Source organism: Listeria weihenstephanensis, from assembly GCF_003534205.1.
GTDB classification, from domain to species: Bacteria; Bacillota; Bacilli; order Lactobacillales; family Listeriaceae; genus Listeria_A; species Listeria_A weihenstephanensis.
In genome coordinates this window covers 1,294,471-1,317,181 of the sequence record NZ_CP011102.1, presented here as the reverse complement: position 1 = coordinate 1,317,181, position 22,711 = coordinate 1,294,471, and the positions used below count along the sequence as shown (strand labels likewise).

25 protein-coding genes are annotated in these 22,711 nt (G+C 40.3%); 7 read left to right on the top strand and 18 right to left on the bottom strand.

The features are described 5' to 3' along the window. Positions 1–8 precede the first annotated feature (8 nt). Positions 9–1,061: a CAP domain-containing protein gene (locus UE46_RS06410; RefSeq protein ID WP_036062555.1), complete on the bottom strand. Its 1,053-nt coding sequence runs from the start codon at positions 1,059–1,061 to the stop codon at positions 9–11. Between the two features lie 124 nt (positions 1,062–1,185). Further along, complete coding sequence (gene cyoE, locus UE46_RS06405) at positions 1,186–2,094, bottom strand: heme o synthase (RefSeq protein WP_036062557.1); 909 nt, start codon at positions 2,092–2,094, stop codon at positions 1,186–1,188. 324 nt (positions 2,095–2,418) lie between these two features. Here cyoE and UE46_RS06400 point away from each other — a divergent pair, with 324 nt between their 5' ends. Together UE46_RS06400 and UE46_RS06395 are read left to right on the top strand one after the other, a co-directional pair. Then, positions 2,419–3,336 (top strand): COX15/CtaA family protein, encoded by a 918-nt coding sequence (locus UE46_RS06400; RefSeq protein ID WP_036062560.1) that lies wholly within the window; start codon positions 2,419–2,421, stop codon positions 3,334–3,336. An 84-nt stretch (positions 3,337–3,420) separates the two neighbouring features. Next, on the top strand, positions 3,421–4,143 hold the full coding sequence (locus UE46_RS06395; protein WP_118907481.1) for a potassium channel family protein: 723 nt from the start codon (positions 3,421–3,423) through the stop codon (positions 4,141–4,143). A 50-nt stretch (positions 4,144–4,193) separates the two neighbouring features. On the opposite strand, the gene UE46_RS06390 is transcribed toward UE46_RS06395, so the two are convergent. The 10 genes from UE46_RS06390 to UE46_RS06345 all read right to left on the bottom strand — a co-directional run bounded on the left by UE46_RS06390 (position 4,194) and on the right by UE46_RS06345 (position 12,197). Continuing rightward, positions 4,194–4,604: a VOC family protein gene (locus UE46_RS06390; RefSeq protein WP_036062562.1), complete on the bottom strand. Its 411-nt coding sequence runs from the start codon at positions 4,602–4,604 to the stop codon at positions 4,194–4,196. A gap of 107 nt (positions 4,605–4,711) precedes the next feature. Beyond that, a complete protein-coding gene (locus UE46_RS06385) occupies positions 4,712–5,365 on the bottom strand; it encodes an MOSC domain-containing protein (RefSeq protein WP_036062565.1) in 654 nt (217 codons plus the stop codon). A 70-nt stretch (positions 5,366–5,435) separates the two neighbouring features. Then, positions 5,436–5,759: a magnetosome magnetite crystal formation protein family gene (locus UE46_RS06380; RefSeq protein ID WP_036062568.1), complete on the bottom strand. Its 324-nt coding sequence runs from the start codon at positions 5,757–5,759 to the stop codon at positions 5,436–5,438. Positions 5,760–5,777: 18 nt separating this feature from the next. Beyond that, on the bottom strand, positions 5,778–6,389 hold the full coding sequence (locus UE46_RS06375; RefSeq protein WP_036062571.1) for a YcnI family copper-binding membrane protein: 612 nt from the start codon (positions 6,387–6,389) through the stop codon (positions 5,778–5,780). Positions 6,390–6,402: 13 nt separating this feature from the next. Continuing rightward, positions 6,403–8,013: a copper resistance CopC/CopD family protein gene (locus UE46_RS06370; RefSeq protein WP_051493040.1), complete on the bottom strand. Its 1,611-nt coding sequence runs from the start codon at positions 8,011–8,013 to the stop codon at positions 6,403–6,405. Between the two features lie 129 nt (positions 8,014–8,142). Then, complete coding sequence (locus UE46_RS06365; protein ID WP_036062574.1) at positions 8,143–8,865, bottom strand: GntR family transcriptional regulator; 723 nt, start codon at positions 8,863–8,865, stop codon at positions 8,143–8,145. 110 nt (positions 8,866–8,975) lie between these two features. Continuing rightward, on the bottom strand, positions 8,976–9,680 hold the full coding sequence (locus UE46_RS06360; protein ID WP_036062576.1) for a glucosamine-6-phosphate deaminase: 705 nt from the start codon (positions 9,678–9,680) through the stop codon (positions 8,976–8,978). Between the two features lie 16 nt (positions 9,681–9,696). Further along, positions 9,697–10,833 (bottom strand): N-acetylglucosamine-6-phosphate deacetylase, encoded by a 1,137-nt coding sequence (nagA, locus tag UE46_RS06355; RefSeq protein ID WP_036062578.1) that lies wholly within the window; start codon positions 10,831–10,833, stop codon positions 9,697–9,699. Positions 10,834–10,998: 165 nt separating this feature from the next. Then, positions 10,999–11,868 carry a PspA/IM30 family protein gene (locus UE46_RS06350; RefSeq protein WP_036062580.1) on the bottom strand — a complete coding sequence of 290 codons (870 nt, stop codon included), beginning with the start codon at positions 11,866–11,868 and terminating at the stop codon, positions 10,999–11,001. A gap of 29 nt (positions 11,869–11,897) precedes the next feature. After that, positions 11,898–12,197: a lmo0954 family membrane protein gene (locus UE46_RS06345; protein ID WP_036062582.1), complete on the bottom strand. Its 300-nt coding sequence runs from the start codon at positions 12,195–12,197 to the stop codon at positions 11,898–11,900. Between the two features lie 438 nt (positions 12,198–12,635). On the opposite strand from UE46_RS06345, the gene UE46_RS06340 reads away from it, so the two are divergent. Then, positions 12,636–12,887 (top strand): DUF3116 family protein, encoded by a 252-nt coding sequence (locus tag UE46_RS06340; protein WP_118907480.1) that lies wholly within the window; start codon positions 12,636–12,638, stop codon positions 12,885–12,887. Between the two features lie 58 nt (positions 12,888–12,945). Here UE46_RS06340 and UE46_RS06335 read toward each other — a convergent pair whose 3' ends face one another. Both UE46_RS06335 and UE46_RS06330 read right to left on the bottom strand, forming a co-directional pair. Beyond that, positions 12,946–13,155, bottom strand: a complete 210-nt coding sequence (locus tag UE46_RS06335; protein WP_036062585.1) for a hypothetical protein — start codon at positions 13,153–13,155, stop codon at positions 12,946–12,948. Between the two features lie 95 nt (positions 13,156–13,250). After that, positions 13,251–13,709: a DUF4064 domain-containing protein gene (locus tag UE46_RS06330; protein ID WP_036062587.1), complete on the bottom strand. Its 459-nt coding sequence runs from the start codon at positions 13,707–13,709 to the stop codon at positions 13,251–13,253. A gap of 187 nt (positions 13,710–13,896) precedes the next feature. On the opposite strand from UE46_RS06330, the gene UE46_RS06325 reads away from it, so the two are divergent. Together UE46_RS06325 and UE46_RS06320 are read left to right on the top strand one after the other, a co-directional pair. Then, the gene (locus tag UE46_RS06325) at positions 13,897–14,703 is read left to right on the top strand and encodes an alpha/beta hydrolase (RefSeq protein WP_233230996.1); all 807 of its coding nucleotides are present in this window, start codon (positions 13,897–13,899) and stop codon (positions 14,701–14,703) included. A gap of 6 nt (positions 14,704–14,709) precedes the next feature. Further along, positions 14,710–15,588, top strand: coding sequence for an alpha/beta hydrolase (locus tag UE46_RS06320; protein WP_036062589.1), 879 nt, complete (start codon positions 14,710–14,712; stop codon positions 15,586–15,588). A gap of 41 nt (positions 15,589–15,629) precedes the next feature. Here the strand turns inward: UE46_RS06320 and UE46_RS06315 are convergent, their stop codons facing one another. After that, positions 15,630–16,691, bottom strand: a complete 1,062-nt coding sequence (locus UE46_RS06315) for an AI-2E family transporter (RefSeq protein WP_118907478.1) — start codon at positions 16,689–16,691, stop codon at positions 15,630–15,632. A 180-nt stretch (positions 16,692–16,871) separates the two neighbouring features. Here UE46_RS06315 and UE46_RS06310 point away from each other — a divergent pair, with 180 nt between their 5' ends. Next, positions 16,872–17,552: a FadR/GntR family transcriptional regulator gene (locus UE46_RS06310; RefSeq protein WP_036062591.1), complete on the top strand. Its 681-nt coding sequence runs from the start codon at positions 16,872–16,874 to the stop codon at positions 17,550–17,552. 5 nt (positions 17,553–17,557) lie between these two features. After that, positions 17,558–18,772: a CynX/NimT family MFS transporter gene (locus UE46_RS06305; RefSeq protein WP_036062594.1), complete on the top strand. Its 1,215-nt coding sequence runs from the start codon at positions 17,558–17,560 to the stop codon at positions 18,770–18,772. A 60-nt stretch (positions 18,773–18,832) separates the two neighbouring features. On the opposite strand, the gene UE46_RS06300 is transcribed toward UE46_RS06305, so the two are convergent. The 3 genes from UE46_RS06300 to UE46_RS06290 all read right to left on the bottom strand — a co-directional run bounded on the left by UE46_RS06300 (position 18,833) and on the right by UE46_RS06290 (position 22,706). Further along, positions 18,833–20,482, bottom strand: coding sequence for a peptide ABC transporter substrate-binding protein (locus UE46_RS06300; protein WP_036062597.1), 1,650 nt, complete (start codon positions 20,480–20,482; stop codon positions 18,833–18,835). A gap of 148 nt (positions 20,483–20,630) precedes the next feature. Continuing rightward, positions 20,631–21,824: a M20 family metallopeptidase gene (locus UE46_RS06295; RefSeq protein ID WP_036062599.1), complete on the bottom strand. Its 1,194-nt coding sequence runs from the start codon at positions 21,822–21,824 to the stop codon at positions 20,631–20,633. A 27-nt stretch (positions 21,825–21,851) separates the two neighbouring features. Then, entirely contained in the window at positions 21,852–22,706 is an 855-nt protein-coding gene (locus tag UE46_RS06290; protein ID WP_036062601.1) for a MetQ/NlpA family ABC transporter substrate-binding protein, read from the bottom strand. Positions 22,707–22,711 lie beyond the last annotated feature (5 nt).

Genomic DNA, 22,711 nt, shown 5'->3' with positions numbered 1-22,711 from the left:
AAAACGCTTTACTTTTGCAAGAAGTTCTGCGTGTAGAATTTCCGATAAGTTCCAGCTCCCATATCTGTGAAACTGTTGTCAAATAGATTTTTGCGGTGCCCTGCTGAATTCAGCCAGCCCTCTACTGCCGCGGGTCCATCCAAATAATTAGATGCGATGTTCTCCGCCGCCTTCTGATAATCAATATTCGCACGACTCATCCGATCCGCAAGCGTACCATATGTCGGCGAATCATGATCAAAATATTTATTCTCATACATATCCACACTATGCCCATAAGCGACCTCAGCCACAGCCTCATTCCACTCTAATTGCTTCTTCCCATATCGTTCACGGAAAATATTCGAGATATCAAACACTTGCTGATCAGACGCCTTATCAATATTTTTCCACTGTTCATCCGTTACTGTATCCTTAAAAACATCGCCCTGATACGTCATCTCATACGGATGCATTTTTATAAGTGAAAGTTTATTAAAATACCGAACGCTGATCACTTTGGACTCAAATTTATCAAAATTAACCTGCGCGTAGACACCGTTCCCAAGACTAATCAGCGGACGTATATTAAGCTCATCCTCCGATAACTCGAAGCGATAGTAATTATCCTCATAGTTAAACGTGATCTCCGACTGCAATTTCATATTCAAGAAAACCTTCTCTGTCGTCATTCCAATCTCAAACGGCTTGAGCGGTAACTTATCCCCCAAAGCATAAATCGTCTGTACCTTATTATTCGTTACACCCACTTGCATATACAAACCATCATTTTGATGAAAAATATAATTTTGGTAGCTATATGGCGAAGCATCTATTCGAATCGGATCACCATAATTCTTCACAAGCAATGACACATCTTTATTTAAATAAGCAGCAAGACTCGTTTGCGTCTCCGCTTTCGGACTGCTTTCCGTCGTATTATTTTTATCTACATTACCTTGTTGCACACTCTTCTCATCCACTGTATTAACATCTGTCGGTGTTTCAAAAAATAGATCGGTGTAGTAGCCCACAAAAAGACATACCACTACCACACAAACTGTTCGTAAAATAAATCGCATATATTTCTGCACTCCTTCATGCTACTCCCTCTATTGTATCGGCTTTTCAGAAAAATTACTAGTAAGAAATTCTACTTTTTTTCGCAATAAAAAAAGCCCGACCGCGTAAGTCAGGCTATCTTTATTATAAAAACACACCAATGATGACCATCGATACGAATAAAATAGTCATGTAATTGATCGAGTACACAAAGCTAATGCGCGCCCATTTCATGCTGTCCTCCATTTTAAATCCGTATAGACAAAGCGCCAACCAAATGACATTTAGAACTGTTGCAAGGATAACATACACAAGTCCAAGTTCCCACATGAAGAATGGCAAAATAGTCAATAGAACAACCCAGAAAAGTGTGCTCCATTTTGTGCGTTCAATCCCTTTCACAACTGGTAACATCGGGATTCCTGCGGCTGCATACTCTTCTCTACGCTTGATTGCGATTGCATAGAAATGAGGCGGTTGCCAACAAAACATGACAAGAAATAGCATAATCGGAACAGCGCTGAAACTCGGTTCAACCGCGAACCAACCAATTAGCGGTGGCACGGCTCCAGAAAAACTTCCGATCACCGTATTACTTACGAGCTTGCGTTTTGCCCACATCGAGTAAACAACAACGTATAAGAAAATACCGATCAGGCCAATAACGCCCGCTTGCCAAGTTGTCATAAATAGTAACGCTTCGCCAACAATTCCCAGTGCTGCAGCAATTAGAAGCGCTTTCCGTCCAGAAATCTTGCCCGTCATCGTCGGACGATTCTTCGTACGTTCCATAATCCCATCAATATCGCGATCGATCACATTATTAAAAGCACCTGATGCCGCAACGACCATTCCTGACCCTAAAATTGTGAAAATAAGAATATCGAGGTTCTGCATAAAAGAAACCCCTGTTAATTGAAATGCCAACCACATTCCTGTAAAAGCAGTAATCGTATTGGAATTAACGATCCCAATTTTCACGAGTTCCGTAAAATCTTTCACAGTGAACTTGTCGACAGCGTCTACCTTTACTGTCTTCTCCATTTGATTCACTTGTTCTCCCCCTTAACTTTTGTTGCGCTTTACACATTATTCACATAGATAATCATACCGACATTGCTAATTTGTTCACAATCTCCTTATGAACTCCATCTTAACTATTATCGGAAATAACTACCCCTATTGTCAACCATTTCAACTTGATTTGAGGCGGAAGAACTGGATCTGAATCTTTTGTATCCCTTTTTAATTTCACAAGCCAGCCCCTTTACTTACATCTACAAACAAGTTAAAATAAAAAGTATATGGCTATGCAGTTTTTTTATGTATGCTCAGTTTTGAATTATTACATATTATTGAGGGGGAAACTATAAAAAAATGAAAACATTTCTAAAAGTTTGGTCTGTTCTAACCATCCTTTGCATGACATTCGTTGTGTTCGGTGGCGCGTTAGTAACAAAGACCGGTTCAGCAGATGGTTGCGGGAATACATGGCCGCTCTGCAATGGACAATTTGTTCGCTTAACAGACATTACACCTGAAAAAATTATCGAGGTTATGCACCGACTTACAACAGGAATTAGCTCTATTTTCGTTATTGTTCTAGCTATTTTAGCATGGATTTACATCAAAGATCGCCGCGAAACAAAGCCACTTGCTATCGTTGCTGTTTCGTTTTTAGTACTACAAGCATTCATGGGCGCAGCAGCTGTTATGTGGGGACAAAATCCGTACATCATGGCACTTCATTTCGGTATTTCCATCATCTGTTACGCTTCCATCGTTTTACTTTGCCTGCTTATTTTTGAAGTAGATAACAAATTCGATGCTCGTAATATGGTCATTGGAACCAAGCTTAAGGTGAATATTTATTTACTCACAATCTATACCTATCTTTCGGTCTATACAGGAGCGCTTGTCCGTCACGAAAAAGCAAGTCTTGCCGTTCCCGCTTGGCCATTTGAAAATGGTACATTCGTGATGCCAACAAACGTACAAGACTACGTGCAATATTTGCACCGATTCGCAGCATTCATCCTTGTTGTCTGGATTCTCTACGTCACTTGGATTGTTTTCCGCGAGTATAGCCATTATCGTGTCCTTAAATACGCGATGGTTCTTGAAATAATCTTTGTTGCCTTGCAAGCATTTACCGGTATTATGTCTGTTGTGACAAACGTAAACCTTTACGTAGCTCTCGCGCATAGCTTAATTATCACCATGATGTTTGCCTTGATGACATACCTCTGCTTACTTGCAAGTCGTAGTAAGCAAAATCGATTACGTATCAAATAAAAACATGACAAAGAGCCAAGCTCACCGTTTGGCTCTTTATTATGATAGAATGATGGTATTATACGATAGAAAGTAGGAATTCGGTTGAAAGCTCCACGTCGCACTATTCTTTATGAACTTTTCATGTTTATTTTAGTCCTCATCTCAGTCCTAACCATTCCAATACACACAGAAGCCGTTACTATCCTTAATCTTATCATTTGGGCTATTTTTGTGGTTGACTATTTTGCGAGACTCATTCATGCGGAAAATAAAAAAGAATACATCAAAACTCATTTATTCGAACTTATCGCGATTTTACCATTGTACAACTTTTTCCGTATCGCACGGATTGTTGGTCTCATGCGGATTCTTCGCTTAACTGCCATGGGGAAACGCTATGTCGTTCCGCTTTACACATTTCTACGTACGAACGGCTTTAATCGAATTGTTAACGCGCTCATTATCACGATTATCCTCATTCCAATTCCACTTATATACGCCGAGCCAAGTATTAAAGATTACCCAGACGCACTTTGGTTTGCGATCGTTACAACGACGACTGTCGGATACGGTGATATCGTTCCCGTCACAGGCCTTGGCCGCACGCTTGCTATTCTTTTGATGCTCTTTGGAATTGGCTTCATTGGGGCGCTAACCTCTACGATTCGCTCCTATCTTACGGCAAACAAGAAACAGCTTAACAGCGCCGAAAAAATTAATAAAATCACGAAAAGCATCGAGCAGGCTGGCACTTTGACCGAAGCCGAGATAAACATTGTCCAAACATTTCTTCATAGCAAAAAGAGCGATGAAACAAAGCAATAAAAAAATAGGAATTCCCTTGAAGCTGGGGATTCCTATTTTTATGTCCATTGTTATACTAAATTAAATGACCAACCAACACCATACTTATCCGTTAATTGACCAAATTTTTCAGACCAAAACGTTTTTTGTAGTGGCATTATTTTGGTTGCACCATCTGATAAAGCGTCAAAATAACGTGTTAATTTATCAGCATCTGTCACTTCAAGCACTAACGTCACGTTGTTCCCAGGAATAAACTCCATAAAGTCTGGTGTATCTGAGAACATCACTTTGTCCCCTTCTATTTCAAGACTCGCGTTCATCACTAATTCCTTTGTTTTAGCATCCATCTCTGGTCCATTCTCATCATGAATCGAGCCATACGTCATTAAATCCGTACACGTTGATCCAAATATTTCTCCATAAAAAGATAGTGCGTCACGTGCTTCGTTTTTCATATTAATATAGATACCTAATGCCATTTTCCATCCCTACTTCCCATTCATTTATAACGCTTTCATTCCCAACAATTATACCATGCTCCTAATCAAAAGAAAACTATTCTACATGAAAAGTGCCATCCCTGCATCTAGTATGTAACCATATTAATTAAACGCGTCTCCACGTCAAAACGATAGCGCTCCGCCAACGCCTCTACTTCCAAAATACGAATCAAATCTTCTTGGTCCCCGTGACCATGAAGAATTTTATCATGACAAAAAGCAACGGTTATTAAATCGTCTGGCCGTTCAATACACTCCACTTTATCGCCCACAGAAATTTCGCCAACCTCAATCGTTCGACAAAGATATCCTGTAAAGCCGGTATTTCTAACTTCTTTGAATAATTCAGATAATTCATTTCTTTTCCCGATTGTATTACACGGATTACGCGCTTCTGTCACTTGAATAATCGATTGACCAATTCGAAACACATCACCTATACAAATATCTTTTTCGAGCATTCCCGTTACAGTTAAATTCTCACCAAACGCAGCATTCGGCAAAGAAATACCAAATTGTTCATTCCACCGTTCATAATGCTCCGCTGGATAGATACATACAGTCCGATCCGGTCCTCCATGATGCCTCAAGTTATGCGGTCCATCATTAACAAAACCATATTGCGTTAACATCGCTTTTTCTACTTGTTGTTTCACGATTCCCGTCATCATCTTTTTCCCGTTGCCCAGTTCCATCTCTGCGGGCTCGCCAATTGCTAAACCAACCACTCTTCCATTCATGTCCTCACCCCTTCTGCTACATTCAATCTATCAAAAAAACGCCGAACATTCAAGCCCTGGCGTCCTTTATTTATATTTTATTTACAGCGACCTTCACAATTCTGACAATAATCCAAATGAAAATGACGATATTAATAACAAGAATCAAAGCCAACATAAAGAGTGCAATAAACGTCATTCCCGACTCGTCTCCAGTTGAAAAACCGTACAATCCGATGATAATGAGGAACAAAATATTCAGCGCAGTTGGAACTAAATCTACTAAAAATACTGTTTTCGCATGTCGCTTTACATAATCAGACTTCACAAAAATCCATACGAGTGCCGGAAAAATGACCGGTAAAAAGAAATGGCTCGCATAGGATAGTATCACCCATATTTTATCTTTATTCATTCGTTCTCCGTCCTCTCGTTATTTCTTACGTCTCACAAGAAAACTCCACACAGCAATAACAAGCGCTAAAATAGCAATCCCCAGTGAAACCCATTGTACCACAGATGGATTCTTACTATCCTCTGTTTTTTCATCGCTTTCTGTCGCTTTCTTGCCATGAGAATCTGCCGCACTTTCTGACGCTGCTTTTGAAATTGTTGTTGTGGCATGCGGATAATCCGCGTCCGCATCCCCTGTCCACTCCACAATCGAACCGTCTTGGTAATACTGATACGCATTCCAATTCACAGCCCCAGCCTTATCTGGATTCTGCGCTATAAAACTAAACCGCTGGAACTCACCATTTTGAATGCCTTTCCCAGCAGCCGTCCAGGTTACCGTACTATCCGCCTTGTTCACTGCCACATTCCAACCAGGAACAGGCTCATACGATTGAAATGCGACACCCGTCGGAATTTTAACGACAAGCTTGATCGTTGCGCTATCTTTTTCGACTGGTACTTTCACCGTATATGTCTCCCAAGCTCCCGTCGTCGATTCCGTTGGTGCCACACTCACATGTGCACTAGCCAATACTGGTGATACTACGAGCATCAAGCCCGCCATTAAAACGCCAATTAATTTCTTCATATCAAAAACTCCCCTACTGTTTTATTTTGATGGTAAAACTTGTATCTATCTCTGAAAAATCATTTCCAAGTGCGTGAATCTTTATTTCCCAGCGTCCCGTCGCATTCAAATACAAACCAGTGGCCACATATACGTCTTGTTTATCTTTGACCGCTTGAAACTCACTTTCCTTCTTTCCACCATTTGGAACAGCTGTTAACCTCACTTGTTGGAAATCTGAACGTACTTGCCCATCCTCATCCGTAAATACGACCATAAACGTGTTTTCACCCACAATCGCCGGTGCAATTTTCAAAGTGACATAACCCGATTTCACCGCTACCTTCTCAGAAAAAGCTTCTGGCGGCGCTGGTGGTGGCGTTTGAACATTTGTTAAAAAGGCTGCTACACCTAAAATTGCGATACCAATGCCAAACTCTGCGATAATCGTTTTCGCGGACAGTTGCCGCCCCGTTTGTCGCATATACAAATAATGTACCAAACCCAGCGCACCCATGACTAGAAAAAGCGCCACTTTTAGCAAAATAACCTTCCCATATTCCGTTGTGAATAGCTTTGTCATCGAGCCAATATTCATGACACTCATCAGCAGCCCACTAACGATAATTACCGCGACAAATCCCGCTGCATAAGGACTAAACCGATTCCAAGTCTCCTTCGCCAGTTTCTGCTTCGCCAACAAGAAAAACAGGACTAAAATGCCACCAACCCACGCCGAGGCGCTGAGGAGATGCAAGAAATCCATCGGAATCGCGATTGTCTTATCAGGACTACCAGCCGCATGACCCTGCATCGCTTTCGCAAATAAAATCACCAAGAAAAAGCAAAGTGATACGAGCCAAATCCATACGCGCTCCATCCACTGTTTTCGAATTATCACGACAAAACTCACAATCAGCAATAATAGCGAACCCAGCTGAATCAGCCACAAGTGTCCAATCGTTGAGGTTTGAATCAACTGCTTCATCGCATCAAAATCCAAACCATTTCCACCCGTATAAATTTGAACTTGTACCGGCAAAAATAACAAGAAGCCAATCAGCAACAATCCAATTCCAACAGTCAATGCTTGAACAGTTCTCCTACGCAGTTTTTCATCTACTTTTCCACGATATAAAGCGATATAAAACAGCAGAACTCCTGCCACTACACTAAAACCTATGTACAAGATTACCTTCACAAGTGTACTTGGCCAAGAAGAACTATCGCTTTTCCCCACCGCACTTGCTGTAAAGTTCTTATCTACGTTCCCTATTTTAAAAGAAATAACACCAGAAACAGGATGCCCATCTGCTGAAACGACACGCCACTCCGCACTATAAATATCTGCTGGAAGCGAACTCGCGAGACCGACTTCCACAACATGATCGTTCTCCTTGTTGATATACGCTTTTCCATCCTCGACACGTTTCCCTTCCGAATCTCGCACAATAATAGAAGGATATTCATTTTGGATCATCTCCGTAAAAGTCAACACCACTTTGTCTGGTGATTTGGCAAGTTCCGACTGATCTGCAGGATTCGAACTTTGCAAATACGCATGTGCCTCAACGGCTGTTGGCGAAGTAAACAAGAACAGCACAACTGCAAATAAGCTAATGCCCCATAAACTCCATTTCTTCACGCACAAATTCCTCCTCCACATTTCACTCTCTGTCCTCTAAGATACCACGCCCCTCTTTTTTACGGAATTATTTTGCCTAAAAAAGAGCAACCAGAACACATTTCTATGCTCCAATTACTCTGTCTATTTCTATTGTTTTACTCTCGCAACAAATTGGAATCGATTCCCAACATATTGCGAACGTGTAAATTCAAACGGCCTACCATCTTGTAAAAATGTGATCTGGCGCAGTTTCATTACTGGTGATCCCATCTTCACATCTAAATACGGTGCCACCTTTTCGGACACTAGCGCGGCTTCCATGATTTGTTCCGCTTCGCCAATATTCTGACCTAGTTTGGATAAAATAGCTTCATATAATGAATCCATGATATCTTCTTTATTCAATAGTGACGCGATATTTTCAGGAACAACCACCACTTCAAACAAAATCGGTATTTTATCACCGTACCGGATACGTTCTATTTTCATGACATTACTATTTTCAGGAAGCTGCAACGCCTCTCGCTCTTGCGTACTCGCTGGTCTAATCCCGTAAGAAACAATCCGTGACGATGGCGTTTTACCTTCATGAATCATTAAATTCGTAAAACTTGTAACCGCTTCTAAATGCTCTGTCATCTTTTTCTCGGCAATAAAAGTTCCCGCCCCAACACGGCGCTGTAAAATAGAATCATCAACAAGGCCCTGTATCGCTTGGCGGACCGTCATTCTGCTCACATGAAACATTTCGGCTAACTGGCGCTCCGCAGGAATTGCCTTCCCAACTTGCCATATACCATCTTCAATTTTTTGTTTAATCTCACCTTGAATTTGAATATAAATCGGTATCCCCGACGACTTATCTATCATATTTACCACCTTCTTTATTTAGAAGTGAGTATAACATAAAATTCCTACATAAACAATGCACCAAGCTATCCCATCTACTGAAACAGAATCGCTTGGTGCCATTTTTTCTTTTATAAAAGAGATGCTGCGTCTTTATCGACAACAATCGTTACATCAGGGTGGTTTTGTAAAACAGAAGCTGGAATGCTAACGTCCACTTTGCCTTCCACTGTATCTTTGATTGCTTGTGCTTTATTCGCACCAAATGCTAGTAAAATGATTTTTTTAGCGCCCATAATTGATTTAATTCCCATCGAATACGCATGTGTTGGTACGTCTTCTTCACGGTCAAAATAAATTTTATTCGACTCACGTGTAGATTCTGTCAACAATACTTTATGCGTTGGTGTTTCAAACGGTGTGCCTGGTTCGTTAAAACCGATATGCGCGTTTGTACCAATTCCAAGTACTTGAATATCAATAGGGTGATCCGCTAGAACTTGTTCGTAACGTGCGCATTCCGCCTCAGCATCTGTCGCTAAACCGTCTGGCAAATAGCTCTCTTTAAATTTCTTTTTCGAAAAAAGGACATCGTTCATATAGTAGTTGTAGCTATTTGGATCGTCTGCTGCTAACCCCACGTACTCATCTAAGTTTACAGAGACAAGTTCCGATGTATCCACATCACTATTCACAAACTCTTTATATAGATCCGTCGGTGTACTTCCTGTTGCTAAGCCAAGTGTTTTAGCTTCACCTGATTTAATGGCTTTCTCAATGATTTGGAAAGCTTCTTTTGATGCTTCTGCTTTTGTATCTTTAATAATAATGTTCATGTTTGATTTCCTCCTATTAGTTAATATGTTTTTCACCGAATGAATAGGTTGCTTGAATTTCTAGCGCATCATTCAAAAGGTTAAAGTCAGCATCTTTTCCAACTGCAATGCCACCTTTTTTATCTAATTTAAACTCTTTAGCTTGGTTAACCGATGACATCAGAACAGCTTCTTCCATCGTGCAACCAGCGAATTTAATCATGTTACGGAAAGCATCATCATATTTGAGTACACTTCCAGCCAACGTTCCATCTTCTAAACGTGCTTGGCGATCTTTCACATAAACTTTTTGACCACCAAGTTCATAATCACCATCCGGCATTCCTTTGGCACGCATTGAATCCGTAATAATATTAATGTGCTCTGAACCCTTCACGTTATACGCCAATTTAATCATATCCGGATGCACATGGATGCCATCGACAATCAGCTCCGCTTGAATATTTTTCTCTAGCATCACATGACCGACAACACCAGGCTCACGATGATGTAGCGGACGACATGCATTATACATATGCGTCGCGTGACTCGCTTTACTATGAATCAACTGCGCGCGACAAGCATTAGAATGCCCGACAGAAGGCACCACACCAAGTTCAATACACAAATCTTCAAAAGCCGGAGAAGTACTATGTTCTGGCGCATAGGTCACTAATTTAATACGTTCCCCACTCGCTTTATACCATTTTTTGAAAAGTTCTAAATCAGGTTCTGTAATATATTCTTCTGGTTGCGCTCCTTTAAACACTGGCGACACGAACGGCCCTTCTAAGTGAATACCACCGATTACAGGAACTTCCTTGGCAACTTCGTCAATCACACGCAATGCTTTTTCAATGTTTTCATTGGATTGCGTCATCGTCGTCGGAAAAATAGTTGTAAGTCCTTCTCCGATCATTTTATGCATTTGTTTTTTCAATTTCTCAGGATCGGCATCCATAACGTCAAAGCTATAACCACCATGTGTATGGACGTCGATAAATCCTGGTACTAATTTTTGACCTTTTGCATCAATCACTTCTTCATTCGCTTGTTCTTGATAGCTCGTCATAGGTCCTACTTCAGTAACTTCTTTATCGAACCTTACAAAACCCTCCGCGATAACAGATTCGCCTGTGTATATTACTGCGTTCTTGATTACTTTTGAAGTCATTATAAAATCATCCCTTCTACAACTGGTCTATACCAATTATTATACAACTTATTTAAAAAAATGCAACCTCTTTACGTTCTTTGTTTACCCAAATTTGAAATTAATATGCAAAAAAAGACTAGCTATCAGTTCCAAGTTTCAGAAATGATAGCTAGTCTTTTTTATTTATTCTTGCTCTTTTTTATCTTCTGGTTGCGTGTCTTTCTCTTCAAGTTCAGGAATGAGGACTTCTTTTTCTTCTGCTTTTTTGTCCGCCTTCGCTTGTTTGTTCGCTTCACGCTCTAGATCATCCAGCATTTCTTCCATCGAAGCATTGTCTTTTTTCTTGAAGTTTTGTTTTTCACGTTCGATAATTTCATCTACCATTTGCGTAAAATCTTGTGTTTTTCCTTTGATTGCTTCTTTACCTTTTGCTGTTTTCTTCTCTAGTTCTGCCATTAATTCATCAAATGTTTGTGAAAGTTCACTTGTCATGTCCGCTTGTTTTTTAGCAGTATCTGCAAGGTCGCGTTGTTTTTGCGCTTCGTGGTAGTCTGTCACGCTTCCCCAGCTCATGTCGTGGATAACTTTATCCATTTTTTCAGCAGTTTCTGATGCGTTTTTCTCAGCCGTTTCAGCCAAGTATTGTGTTTTCAAGTTCTTCCATTTCAAACGCATTTCGTGCATCCGCATTTCTAATTTGTCTAGTTGCTCCGTTGCATTTTGGTAATGATCCTCTGTTGTTTTAAGTTGTTCCTTATATTGTGCTACTTCCTCTTTCGCAAAGTTAGCTAATTTTTCTTCGCCAGCTTCTTCCGCAATTTTTGCTTGATGCTCACGTTTTTCGATATATTTCTCAATTTCTGTGCATTCTTTATAGAATAGAGATTTCAATTCACGTTGTTTGTCCACAGCACGTTCAATATCTTTCATTTCTTTTTTCGTTTGATCTAGATAATAGGATACTGAATTGCGTTTCTTTTCTTCACGTTTTTCTTTCATTGCATCCCAGTCATTATTTACAGCTTGTTTGAATTTGTTTAAGAAGTTTGTCATTGTTATTTCCTCCAATTGTTTAGTATATATCAATAGTCAAATGTATTCGGGTTTGTGTTTTTGCGCTTATTTCTCGTTAAGAAGTAAATCAATGCTACAACAATGGCTACGGTAATAACGCCAGATAAGTTCGTCAAGATGATGAATGCCCCGACACCGATAAGTACGCCGTATAAAATCTTTTCTCCAACACTGTTTGCTATCGTCCATTGTCTTAGAGCCCAGTAACCGAGTCCAGCTCCGAGCGCCGCCATAATCGCGGGCCAAAGGAAAACAATGATTGCTATGATGAGTGCTGCGACTAAAACGCCGATTATAATTCCTCTCATGATTATGTCCTCCTTGCTTTACTATACAACTATCATAAAATAGTTTCGTCTTTTGAGTAAGCTACTCGGGTTGGAACTTTCCCTACAACTAGAGTCCTACTGCCTATCATTTTGAGACAACACAACAGCGCTTCTTCATACTTATATTCCACTTCCTACTATATCAAAGCTTGTATTAACTTACTAGACTTAATTATGTTTCTTTTTACGTACTATTTCAAAAAAGTGATATTTTTGACGTGAATATGACACTGTCTTTGGATTCTGATTTTTAATTTTTCTATACAAGGGTTATACTCATTTAGGGGGGTGATAATTGTCTATAGAACTGATTCTAAAGCGATGGGGGGGCGATTTTTAAATGAGCAAAATAAACTAATTTTCTGATGTGTACGAGAATGCTTTTATGGGATGAATAGAAATAGAGGTGAAGGGGAAATGAAGAAAAATATAAACAAACACCTTACTACCATCTTAACTCAATTGGAAGATGGTGGGTTGTCACTCACAAATTTCAACAAAGCGAGTAGCCAAATAGAGAGAAAAACGAATTTAAGTAAAGATATCATTTTGACCGTTCTCTACACATTAGAAAGTTATGGCTATGTTTTTCGAGTGTATCACTTGGAAGACATCACGTATCACATTACACCAAAAGGGAAACGTTTAATAGAAAAAAATATAAATTGAGATGAAAAAGCCTACTGCCAATGGAAGATGTTTGGCAGTAGGCTACAGGGTACGCCCATTATTTTTTTAATTCTTGTCGCTTGTTCTCATAATCAATCGTTGACATCGCACCTTCTGAAACCATATTGTTCTCCTCTAAATCCAGTTCCTCTACTTTTCCTTCTTCAAATGGATCCAATGTTTTTTGATTTAAAACGGCGTAGGCCACAGCAGCACCGAGTGCACCTGCTGCAGAGCCTATTAATAACCAGTTTTTCTTATTTTTCATTTTACAAACCTCCCAAGGACTTCTCTTATCCTTTTCCCACTTCAAATAAAAATAAACCGCATCTCCATGATGGAAGATGCGGTTTACCTGTTGCGTTAGGCCATAAATGGATCTTTAGGCTTGCGTACGAAGCTTAGAATAGCCGCGATAACAAGTAGTAGTCCTGGCACGAAACCAGCAACAACAAAGCCACCAATTGTAACAATAATTCCAGCAATCAGAAACATAAATCCTGCAAGTACTGGTTTTTTATTGCCTGTAATGAAAATCAAGCCAATGATAAGCATAATTGTGAAGATAATCGTTGCAATAAGTGCTAGTACTGCATATGTGTGCACCATGTCAAGCACTTGTTTCGCACTTGGAACATCTGCTACAGAAATACCCGATTCTTCTAAACTTTGGTAATAGCTTCTCGTGAACGATGCAATACCCTCTTTTGTGCTTCCTGCTTTGTCCAATATAAATCCAATCACTGTAAATCCAACCAGCGTCACCAATCCTAGTAACATGCCGATAACAGCTAGAACAACCTCTGCCGTACGTTTAATCATAACTTACTACTCCCTCATTTCTTACGTGTTTATGTTCAGTATACTATAAATAAATGCCGCTGTAAAAATAAAGATTCAATTTTATATGAGATAGAAGATGCGCTTTTCCTGAAAAACTTGTATACTTTACTAAGATGTTGTTAATTTAGAAAAGAGGATATTGCGTATGTGGAAAAAAAGTTTATGGATGGGATTATTATCAGCTATTTTCATGGCGGCAGCAATTCTGCTATTGATTCAGCTAAATGGGACACACCGTGAAGTGAATCAAAGTACAACTCCAACAATATTTATTCACGGTTATCGTGGTACGGATCGGTCACTTCATGGCATGATCAGGCGCTTTGACCAAGAATATGATTGGGCGACGGATGCTTTGACGGTGAAAGTAAGTCCTACTGGGGATATCACGGTGAAGGGAACCTATAATGGAAAGAAGGCCGACAATCCACTTATCAATATTGTTTTTGCTGATAATCGCTCAACGATGACGCAGCAATCACTCTGGACAAAAAAAGTCATGAGTTACCTGCAAGATCATTATGGTGTCACGAAGTTTAACGCTGTTGGACATTCCATGGGCGGTGGTGCTTGGGTTTCTTACTTGGCGTCTTATGCCAATAACCCAGATTATCCAGAAGTTCAAAAAATCGTCTTTCTAGCTGTTCCTTTTTATCCAGAAGAGTATGTCAATGGAGATCAGGAAGTAGATTTGCAAAACGCTACTGCTATTCATACGAAATTTGCCAAACAAATGGAGAAAAAATTAAAGAGTAGTACACGTATTATGATCATTGGTGGTAATTTAGAAGATGGCACAAATAGTGACGGAGAGGTCAAAATTGATAGTGTGATGTACGGAAAAGAACTTTTCACCAATCAATATGTTGAGACTCATACGTTAACAGGCCCAACAGCGACACATAGTAACATGCATGAATCACCAGTTGTTGATAACTATGTCGCTAAATTTTTATGGGGATTTAAGGAGTAACTTATCATGAAGAAATTATTAATCACCTTTAGTATTCTAGCTGTATTTGTTATTGGTTTTGGTTTTATTTTTGCAGCACACAATAGCACAAAAGGAAATTCGAACGCCGAGGACGCTAAAAAAACGGTCGTGAGTAATACCGCTTCGAAAGTAAAGACGATTGATGTTCCAACGCTATTTCTACACGGGTATTCTGGAACGAAGAATTCAATGGGGCATATGATGGATCGTCTCGCGCGAAATGGTGATGCGACAAGGTCTCTCGTTGTCTCTGTTTCGCCTAGTGGGAAAACGAAATACACTGGCACTTGGGATAAATTTGCTACAAAACCGCTGATCCAAGTTCTTTTTGAAGATAATAAAAGTTCGCTTGAGAATCAAACTGTGTGGCTTCAAACGGTCATGCGCGAGCTGAAAAGTGACTATCATATTCCGAATGTTAATATAGTTGGTCATTCTATGGGTGGCGTCGATGGGGTTAGTTACCTTGAAGCCGCAAACAACAAGCCAGAATTTCCTGCTGTGAAAAAGATGGTCACAATCGGAGCTCCGTTTAACGGTTTGGTCATTGGTGACGATGGTAAAACCGCGTATGATTTAACAGATAGTGGACCTGGTGCCCAAACAGAGCGTTACGCGGCGTTTATTGCGAACAAAAGTGCGATTCCTCCATCACTTGACGTTTTAAATATCGCTGGTGATGTTTTGGATGGCACGAAGAGTGATACGAGTGTTTCGCTTGCCAGTGCATTGTCAGGAAAATTCATTTTTAGCAATGCTTTGAGTTATCAGGAACTCGTCTTTACAGGAAGCAAGGCGCAGCATAGTAAACTTCATGAAAATAAAGACGTTGATGCCGCTGTAAAAGCATTTTTGTGGTCATGAAAAATAAGCGTGTAATCCCATTCGGGGATTACACGCTTATTTTATTTGTTCTTCTTCGGCTTCTTTTTAAAGCCCCAGAAACTTCGATTTTTAATTTCCGCTTCATTTCCTCGTACTCCTAATACATCGAATAGGAACACGACAACTGGAATACCTACAATTAGTCCCCATACGCCGAAAAAATGCTCCGAGAATATAAGGATGATGAATGTGTAGAATACGGGTAAATCTGTTTTAGATGACATCAGTTTTGGATTGAGTATATAGGTTTCAATCGCATGAACAATGACAATCGTGATTAAAATGACTATTACATCGGTTATTCCACCTACGGAATAGGCGATAATGGATAGCGGGATACACGAAATAATAACCCCTGCTACTGGAATTAAGCCTAATAGGAAAACCATGATGGATAGCGTTAGAACTTGCGGGAAGCCCATCGCAATCAGAGCAATCGTCGTCAAAAATGTATTGACAAGCGCGATCAAAAACTGCGCTTCCAGTACCACGCCAAATGTTCCTACAAATTTTTTCCCGAAATAGGCAATCTCACGGAAAACGGGTCCTATTTTACTCGTTAAAAACTTGCTTGAAAAATGAACCACACGTTCTTGTTCTAGCGCGAAAAACAGACTTAAAATCAAGGCCATGAAGAACGATATACCAATACTTCCGATACCACTTAATGAACCAATGATGAATTTCACACCAGAATCAATATACGCTTTTACATTCGAGTCATTAATTAAATTCACAACATATTTCAAGAAATCATTATTTCCAGGATTATTATAAAATTTCATCACGGCGTTAAACGTCGAAATAACTTGATCAATAATAATTGGTAAATAATGCGTAATCGCGAAATACAAGAAAATAACGATCAAAACATACAAAACAATGACAATTAGTTTCCTCGGGACTTTCACCCATCGCAAAATCACTTTTTCTAGTCTTGTGATTAGAAATGTGAAAATAAAAGTTAATAAGATTAGATCGATCATACTTCTTACCAAATACAGGACAAAGACGAGTAGCGCAAAAATAAGAACTCGTTGTAATCCGGTATTTGCTTTAAATTTCTCCCATAGTTCTTCCACAGAACACACTCCCCTCGCTTCTTATTCATATTCTAGCACAGTTTCCAGTTTTCATGAAAATTTTCGTTGTTTTTTTATAAGTTTTTGATAAAAGTTATATTTTAGGGTTTACTTTTACACTAAAACACGATAAGATATCCTATGAACCAATCATCCTACCTTTAAAGGGAGTGCTTCATTATGCTACATAAATTACAAAAAAAAACACTGGTGGAACAAGTATATGATCAAATTGAGGACATGATTAAGAATGGCGTTTGGGAAATTGGCGATCGCCTGCCCAATGAAGCGGACTTAATGGAACAATTCGGTGTGAGCCGAAATACTTTGCGTGAAGCTATTAGAGCGTTATCACATGTCGGCTTACTCGAAGTGAAGCAAGGAGATGGTACCTTTGTGTTATCAACAAGTGAGCTCAATGCTGTGCTTCAAAAGCGAATTAAAAGTGCCGCTGTCTTAGAAATTTTAGAAGTGCGACATGCGCTTGATCGGGAAGCTGTATCGCTCGCTTGTTTGCGTAGGACAGAGGAAGACTTGCTGGAAATGGAGCGGTTTCGTGATCAATGCTTCCAGTTCACGAAAGAAAGTAATTTAGAGAAGTTTGTGGAAGCAGATTGGCAGTTGCATCAAACGATTACGGCGGCTTCTTATAACCCATTATTAATTGATATGTATGCGCATCTATTTGAGGAAATCCAAATGTCGATTACGAGTACGACAGAAATGCATGATGCAAGCAATGCTGGGCACACGGATCTTATTTTGGCTATCCGAAATCAAGATGCCGCTTCTGCTGTACATTGCGTGGACATGTATATTTCGCAATTTAAACAAATCATTTTACCAAAGAAAGAAGGTTAAGTACGATGGAGAAAGAACTCATCTCCCCTGATGAAAAAGTAAAAGTACGGAGTCGTATTTTACTTATTATCGGTATTTTACTAGTCGCTGCCAATTTACGAGCGCCGATTACGGCGATAAGCCCTTTACTCAGCTATATTCGTGTGGATTTACCGATGTCGAACACCATGACCGGTTTCCTAACTACGTTGCCATTACTTGCTTTTGCTGGACTATCGCCATTCGTTTCCAAAATAGCGCGTAAATATGGCATGGAACTCGTTGTCTTTTTTGCACTGTGCTTGATGGTTATTGGTAGCCTTATTCGTCCTTTTGGTGGCATTTCACTACTTCTGTTGGGAACGTTTATGATTGGTATTGCGATTGCTGTTGGAAATGTATTACTTCCTAGTTTGATCAAAAAAGAGTTTCCTTTCAAAATGGGATTGATGACTGGTATGTACTCGATTTCGATGAATGTATGCGCTATGCTTGCCTCTGGACTCAGCGTTCCAATTGCTGTGAAGTCTGGCTTTGGTTGGCAAGGGGCACTTGTTTCCTTGTCCGCGGTTGCTATTATTGCGCTCCTCATTTGGTTGCCTCAGTTAAAATATAATAAGCCTCCTGTTTCTAATCATACGGAACACGCTACGAAAAAAAATATTTGGAAATCCCCACTTGCTTGGAAAATCACGATTTTTATGGGGATGCAATCGACGGTTTTCTATGTAATGGTCGCTTGGCTTCCTAATATCTTAATCAGTCAAGGAATGGCCAGTACTCAGGCTGGATTCATGCTTTCCTTATTGCAACTCGGGATTCTTCCCTTTACATTTATCGTCCCAATCATTGCTGGAAAAATGAAGTCGCAGCAACCTATCGTGATCACGATGGTCGTCTTGCTACTTTTAGGCACCACAGGGTTAATGCTCGGATCTGGACACCTATGGATAACAAGTATTTCTGTCTTTATCACTGGCGTGGCCTCAGGAACTGCGTTTAGCGTATGTATGATGTTCTTCAATTTACGGACAACGACAGCTACAGAAGCTGCTGATTTATCTGGTATGGCGCAATCCGTGGGCTATCTTCTCGCAGCGACAGGTCCAACGCTTTTCGGGATGCTTCACGATGTCACAGACGGCTACACGGTTCCACTTGGCATTCTTATTTTCGCGGGTATCCTGTTGTTTATTACTGGTTTAGATGCTTCTCGTGATAAAAAAGTCTTTTCAAAATGAATAGGTAACAAAGAAATCGCCAGCTCCTTAAAAATAATGGAGTGGCGATTTTTCTACGGTCTATTTTTCAATATAGGCACCTTTAAAACTGTACGGGGCACCGAATAAATGTTTTACTACACCTTTGACATAGGGCTTTTCAAGTACGGCGGTTGCGTTTTGGTAAAGTGGCGCAATCGCTGCATCTTCGTCGAGTAGTACTTTTTCAGTTTGGAGCATTGCTTGCCAACGAGCTTCTGGATTGGTTGCTAGCGTTGTTGTTATATCAGTTGTTAACTTGTCGTAAGCAGGGCTTGTATAGCTCATATTATTGTAATTGTTGTCTGTTTGCCAGCTTGCGATATAGGTCATTGGGTCTTTGTACGCTGGTGCCCAGCGCGAAAGTTGGATCGTGTAATCTTGTGCCTGGTCAAGTGCTAGCCTGTTTTTATATGGGACTGTTTTTAAGGTTATCTTTAATCCGTCGAGATTGGTTTCCAGTTCACTTTGGATGAACTCCAATGTTTTTTTAGCGAATTCTTGGTCATCGCCAACTAGTTCTAATGTTAGTTCCTTTTTCCCTAGTTGTTGTTTGGCTTTAGCGAAATGCTCTTTGGCCTCCGCCACATCGTAGGTTAGATGGTCACCACTGTCTTCGCGAAAATCTTTTCCTGTTTGTGGATTTTGAGCGAAGCCTTTTGGTATTTCTCCATTGATAGCCGTCGCGCCGTTAGCTATGACTGTATCAGCGAGTGCTTCTTTGTTAATCGCTTGAGCAATGGCTTTTCGTAGTTCTACATTCGCCACGTCTGTTGTCTTACCATCGCGTTTTTGATTGAATTTAAGCCAGTAAACGTACGAATCTGGTTCGGCAACGAATTCTTTATTTGTTTTATATTGGCTCGCATAGTCGCCAGTTAATGGTGCGCGGTCGACTTTACCAGTATTGTATAAATTAACTGCTGCTCCAGGTTCTTTCGCAACTTGGACGTCTATTTTATCTAGCTTCACGTTCTTTTTATCCCAATACGTATCGTTTTTGACAAAACTCCAAGATTTGCTCGTTCCAGACCAGTCAGCCATTGTGAATGGACCGTTGTAGAGTAAATGATCGGAATCCTTTGCAAAATCTTTCCCTTCTTTATTTACATAGCTTTCTTTTTGCGGGTAAAACGGCCCAAATGTGAGCAGGGAATTAAAGTACGGCACCACTTGTGTTAAGTTTACTTGGATTGTTTTATCATCCAGTGCTTTTATGCCTAACTCTTTTGGATCTTTTTTACCGTCGATGATGTCACTCGCATTTTGGACAACATCACGATATAGGAAGGAATACTGCGCACCTGATTTTGGATCGACGACTTTTTGCCACGCATAAATAAAATCGGCTGCAGTTAAGTTGGAACCATCAGACCATTTAGCGCTGTCACGAATTTTGATCGTATATGTTTTTTGGTCTTCGCTTATTTCTGGCATAGCTTCGGCTGCAGCAGGGATAATTTGATCGTTTTCGTCAAGTGTATAGAGACCTTCGAAAACTTGGTTCATTGCGGTAAAGCTAACACCATCTGTTGCGAGCGTAGTATCCATGAGTGGAATCTCTGTGGATTCGATGACGCGAAGGACTTGCTCGTTGCTAGCTTGACTTGTGGTATCTTTTCCACCTCCACATGCCGATAGAATAAGCACGGATAACATCCATATTGCGCTTAGTGTATATCTCTTTTTCATATGTAACTCCCCTTTTTTGTGTGAATATTTCTATCATACGCTATTTCTTAACTAAAATAAATACTTTTTTCTAAATTAAAAGATTAATTTAAATTTTATTATATTTTTCGTATAAAAGGAGACAAGCGCCGCGCTCATCCCCTTTACTTTAGATTTGTTTTGTTGCTTCATATTCTTTCTTAATATCGGCAAGCAGCGCTTCATCTGTATATAGTTCTAAAGCGGTTAACGCGATAAGTTTTGCTCCTTTTATTAAGGCTTTATCGCCGTCTGCGGATCTTGCGGCTTCTCTAAACTCGACGGTATGACCGATCAAATCGCTGGAGCCAATTTTGATGTAAGGGTGGATTGTCGGGATAACTTGACTGATGTTTCCTGCGTCCGTTGAGCCAATGCCGCGACTGTCAGTTTTGATTGGTTCGTCTAGCTGTTCGGCAATGCGGGCAAAGACGCGATTGAACTGTTTGTTAATCAAGAAATCATCGACGCCGTTTTGAATATTTGTCACTTTGAACGTTGTACCGGTTTGGATTGCAGCGCCTTCTGCTACTTGAATCACGCGTTTTGTGACTTCGTTTAGGCGATGGCGTTTATCAGCGCGTGTGAAAAAGCGAGCGCGAGCGTAATCTGGAACAATATTTGGTGCTTGACCGCCGTCTAGGATAATTCCATGGATACGTACATCAGATGTCACGTGTTGCCGCAATGCATTGACACCATTGTAAAATTGGATCAATCCGTCGAGCGCGTTAATGCCATCTTCAGGATTTGCCGCGGAATGCGCCGGTTTTCCAAAAAATTCGAACTCCAAAACGTCTACAGCCAAGGATGGTGTTGTTAGGGCTGAATCACTTGATGGATGAATCATGAGCGCTGCGTCAATACCTTTTAATAAATCGTGTTTAACAAAACTACCTTTTGCGCTACCGTTTGGACCACCCTCTTCAGCTGGCGTTCCAAGTACGACGACTTCTCCGCCAACTTCTTCTAAAATTCCAGCAACAGCAATCGCTGCTGCCACACTTGTTGTTCCGATAATATTATGACCGCATGCATGTCCAAGGCCTGGTAACGCGTCGTATTCTGCTAAAAATGCGACGGTTGTTCCGGGCTTTGATGCTTTTTTGCGAGCGATAAAGGCTGTTTTATGGCCTGCTACGTCGAGTTCTACTGTGAATCCTGCTTTTCCAAGAATGTTTGCCAGTTTTTCGCTAGCATAGAACTCTTCGTTTCCGATTTCTGGATGGTCGTGGATGTCATGACTTACCTCTATATAAAAGTCTTTTTGGGTATCAATATTGGTTTCGATGGCTTCAGACCATGTCAGTTTTGTTTGTACCATGTAAACATCGCTCCTTTAATTTAGGCTTTATTTTTTCGACCATGTTTCTTTGTATGTTTCTAACTCGCTCAGTGGAACAAACGCTGGAATCGAGCTTCCTTTATACGTATTATCGATAAATTTCTTCATTTCATCGGAGTGATAAATTTCTACGATTTTTTTCAGTGCGGCACGATCTGTGTCACCTTTGCGGACAGCGATGATATTGATATATGGTTTTGCTGTGTCGGATTCAAGGAAAATAGCATCGTTTAGCGGGTCTAACTTGGCTTCAACGGCAACCCCGTTATTGATTGCTGCTGCATCTACATCATCCAAGGCACGCGGGATTTGACCGGCAACCATTGGCTTGATTGTTAGGTTTTTCGGATTTTCTTTTACTGCTTCTGGAGAACCATTCCCATCAAAATCATCGACAAGTGTGATAAGTCCTGCTTCTTGAAGAAGTAGCAGTGCGCGACCGTAGTTTGTGCTATCATCTGGAACAGCGATTGTAGCGCCTTTTTTGATGTCTTTAATATCTTTTACTTTATTAGAATACACGCCCATTGGTGCGATAACGGTGGATGCGAGTGGTTCAAGATCTAATTTATTTTCTTTAATAAATGAATCGAAATAAGCGATGGTTTGGAAGGCATTGGCATCTAGGTCTCCATCCTCTAACGCGCGGTTTGGAAGGACGTAATCGCTGAATTCTTTTAATTCAATGTTGATGCCATCTTTTTTAGCGATTTTCTTGATTTCAGGCCATGTACGATCGCCGGCACTAACGCCGATCACGACGCTCTTCTCGTCCCCGTTTGCTTTGTCGTCTGTACCTCCACAACCTACTGCTACTACTGCTAATAATACTAATGTCAACGCTAAAATAATTTTTTTCATTTAAA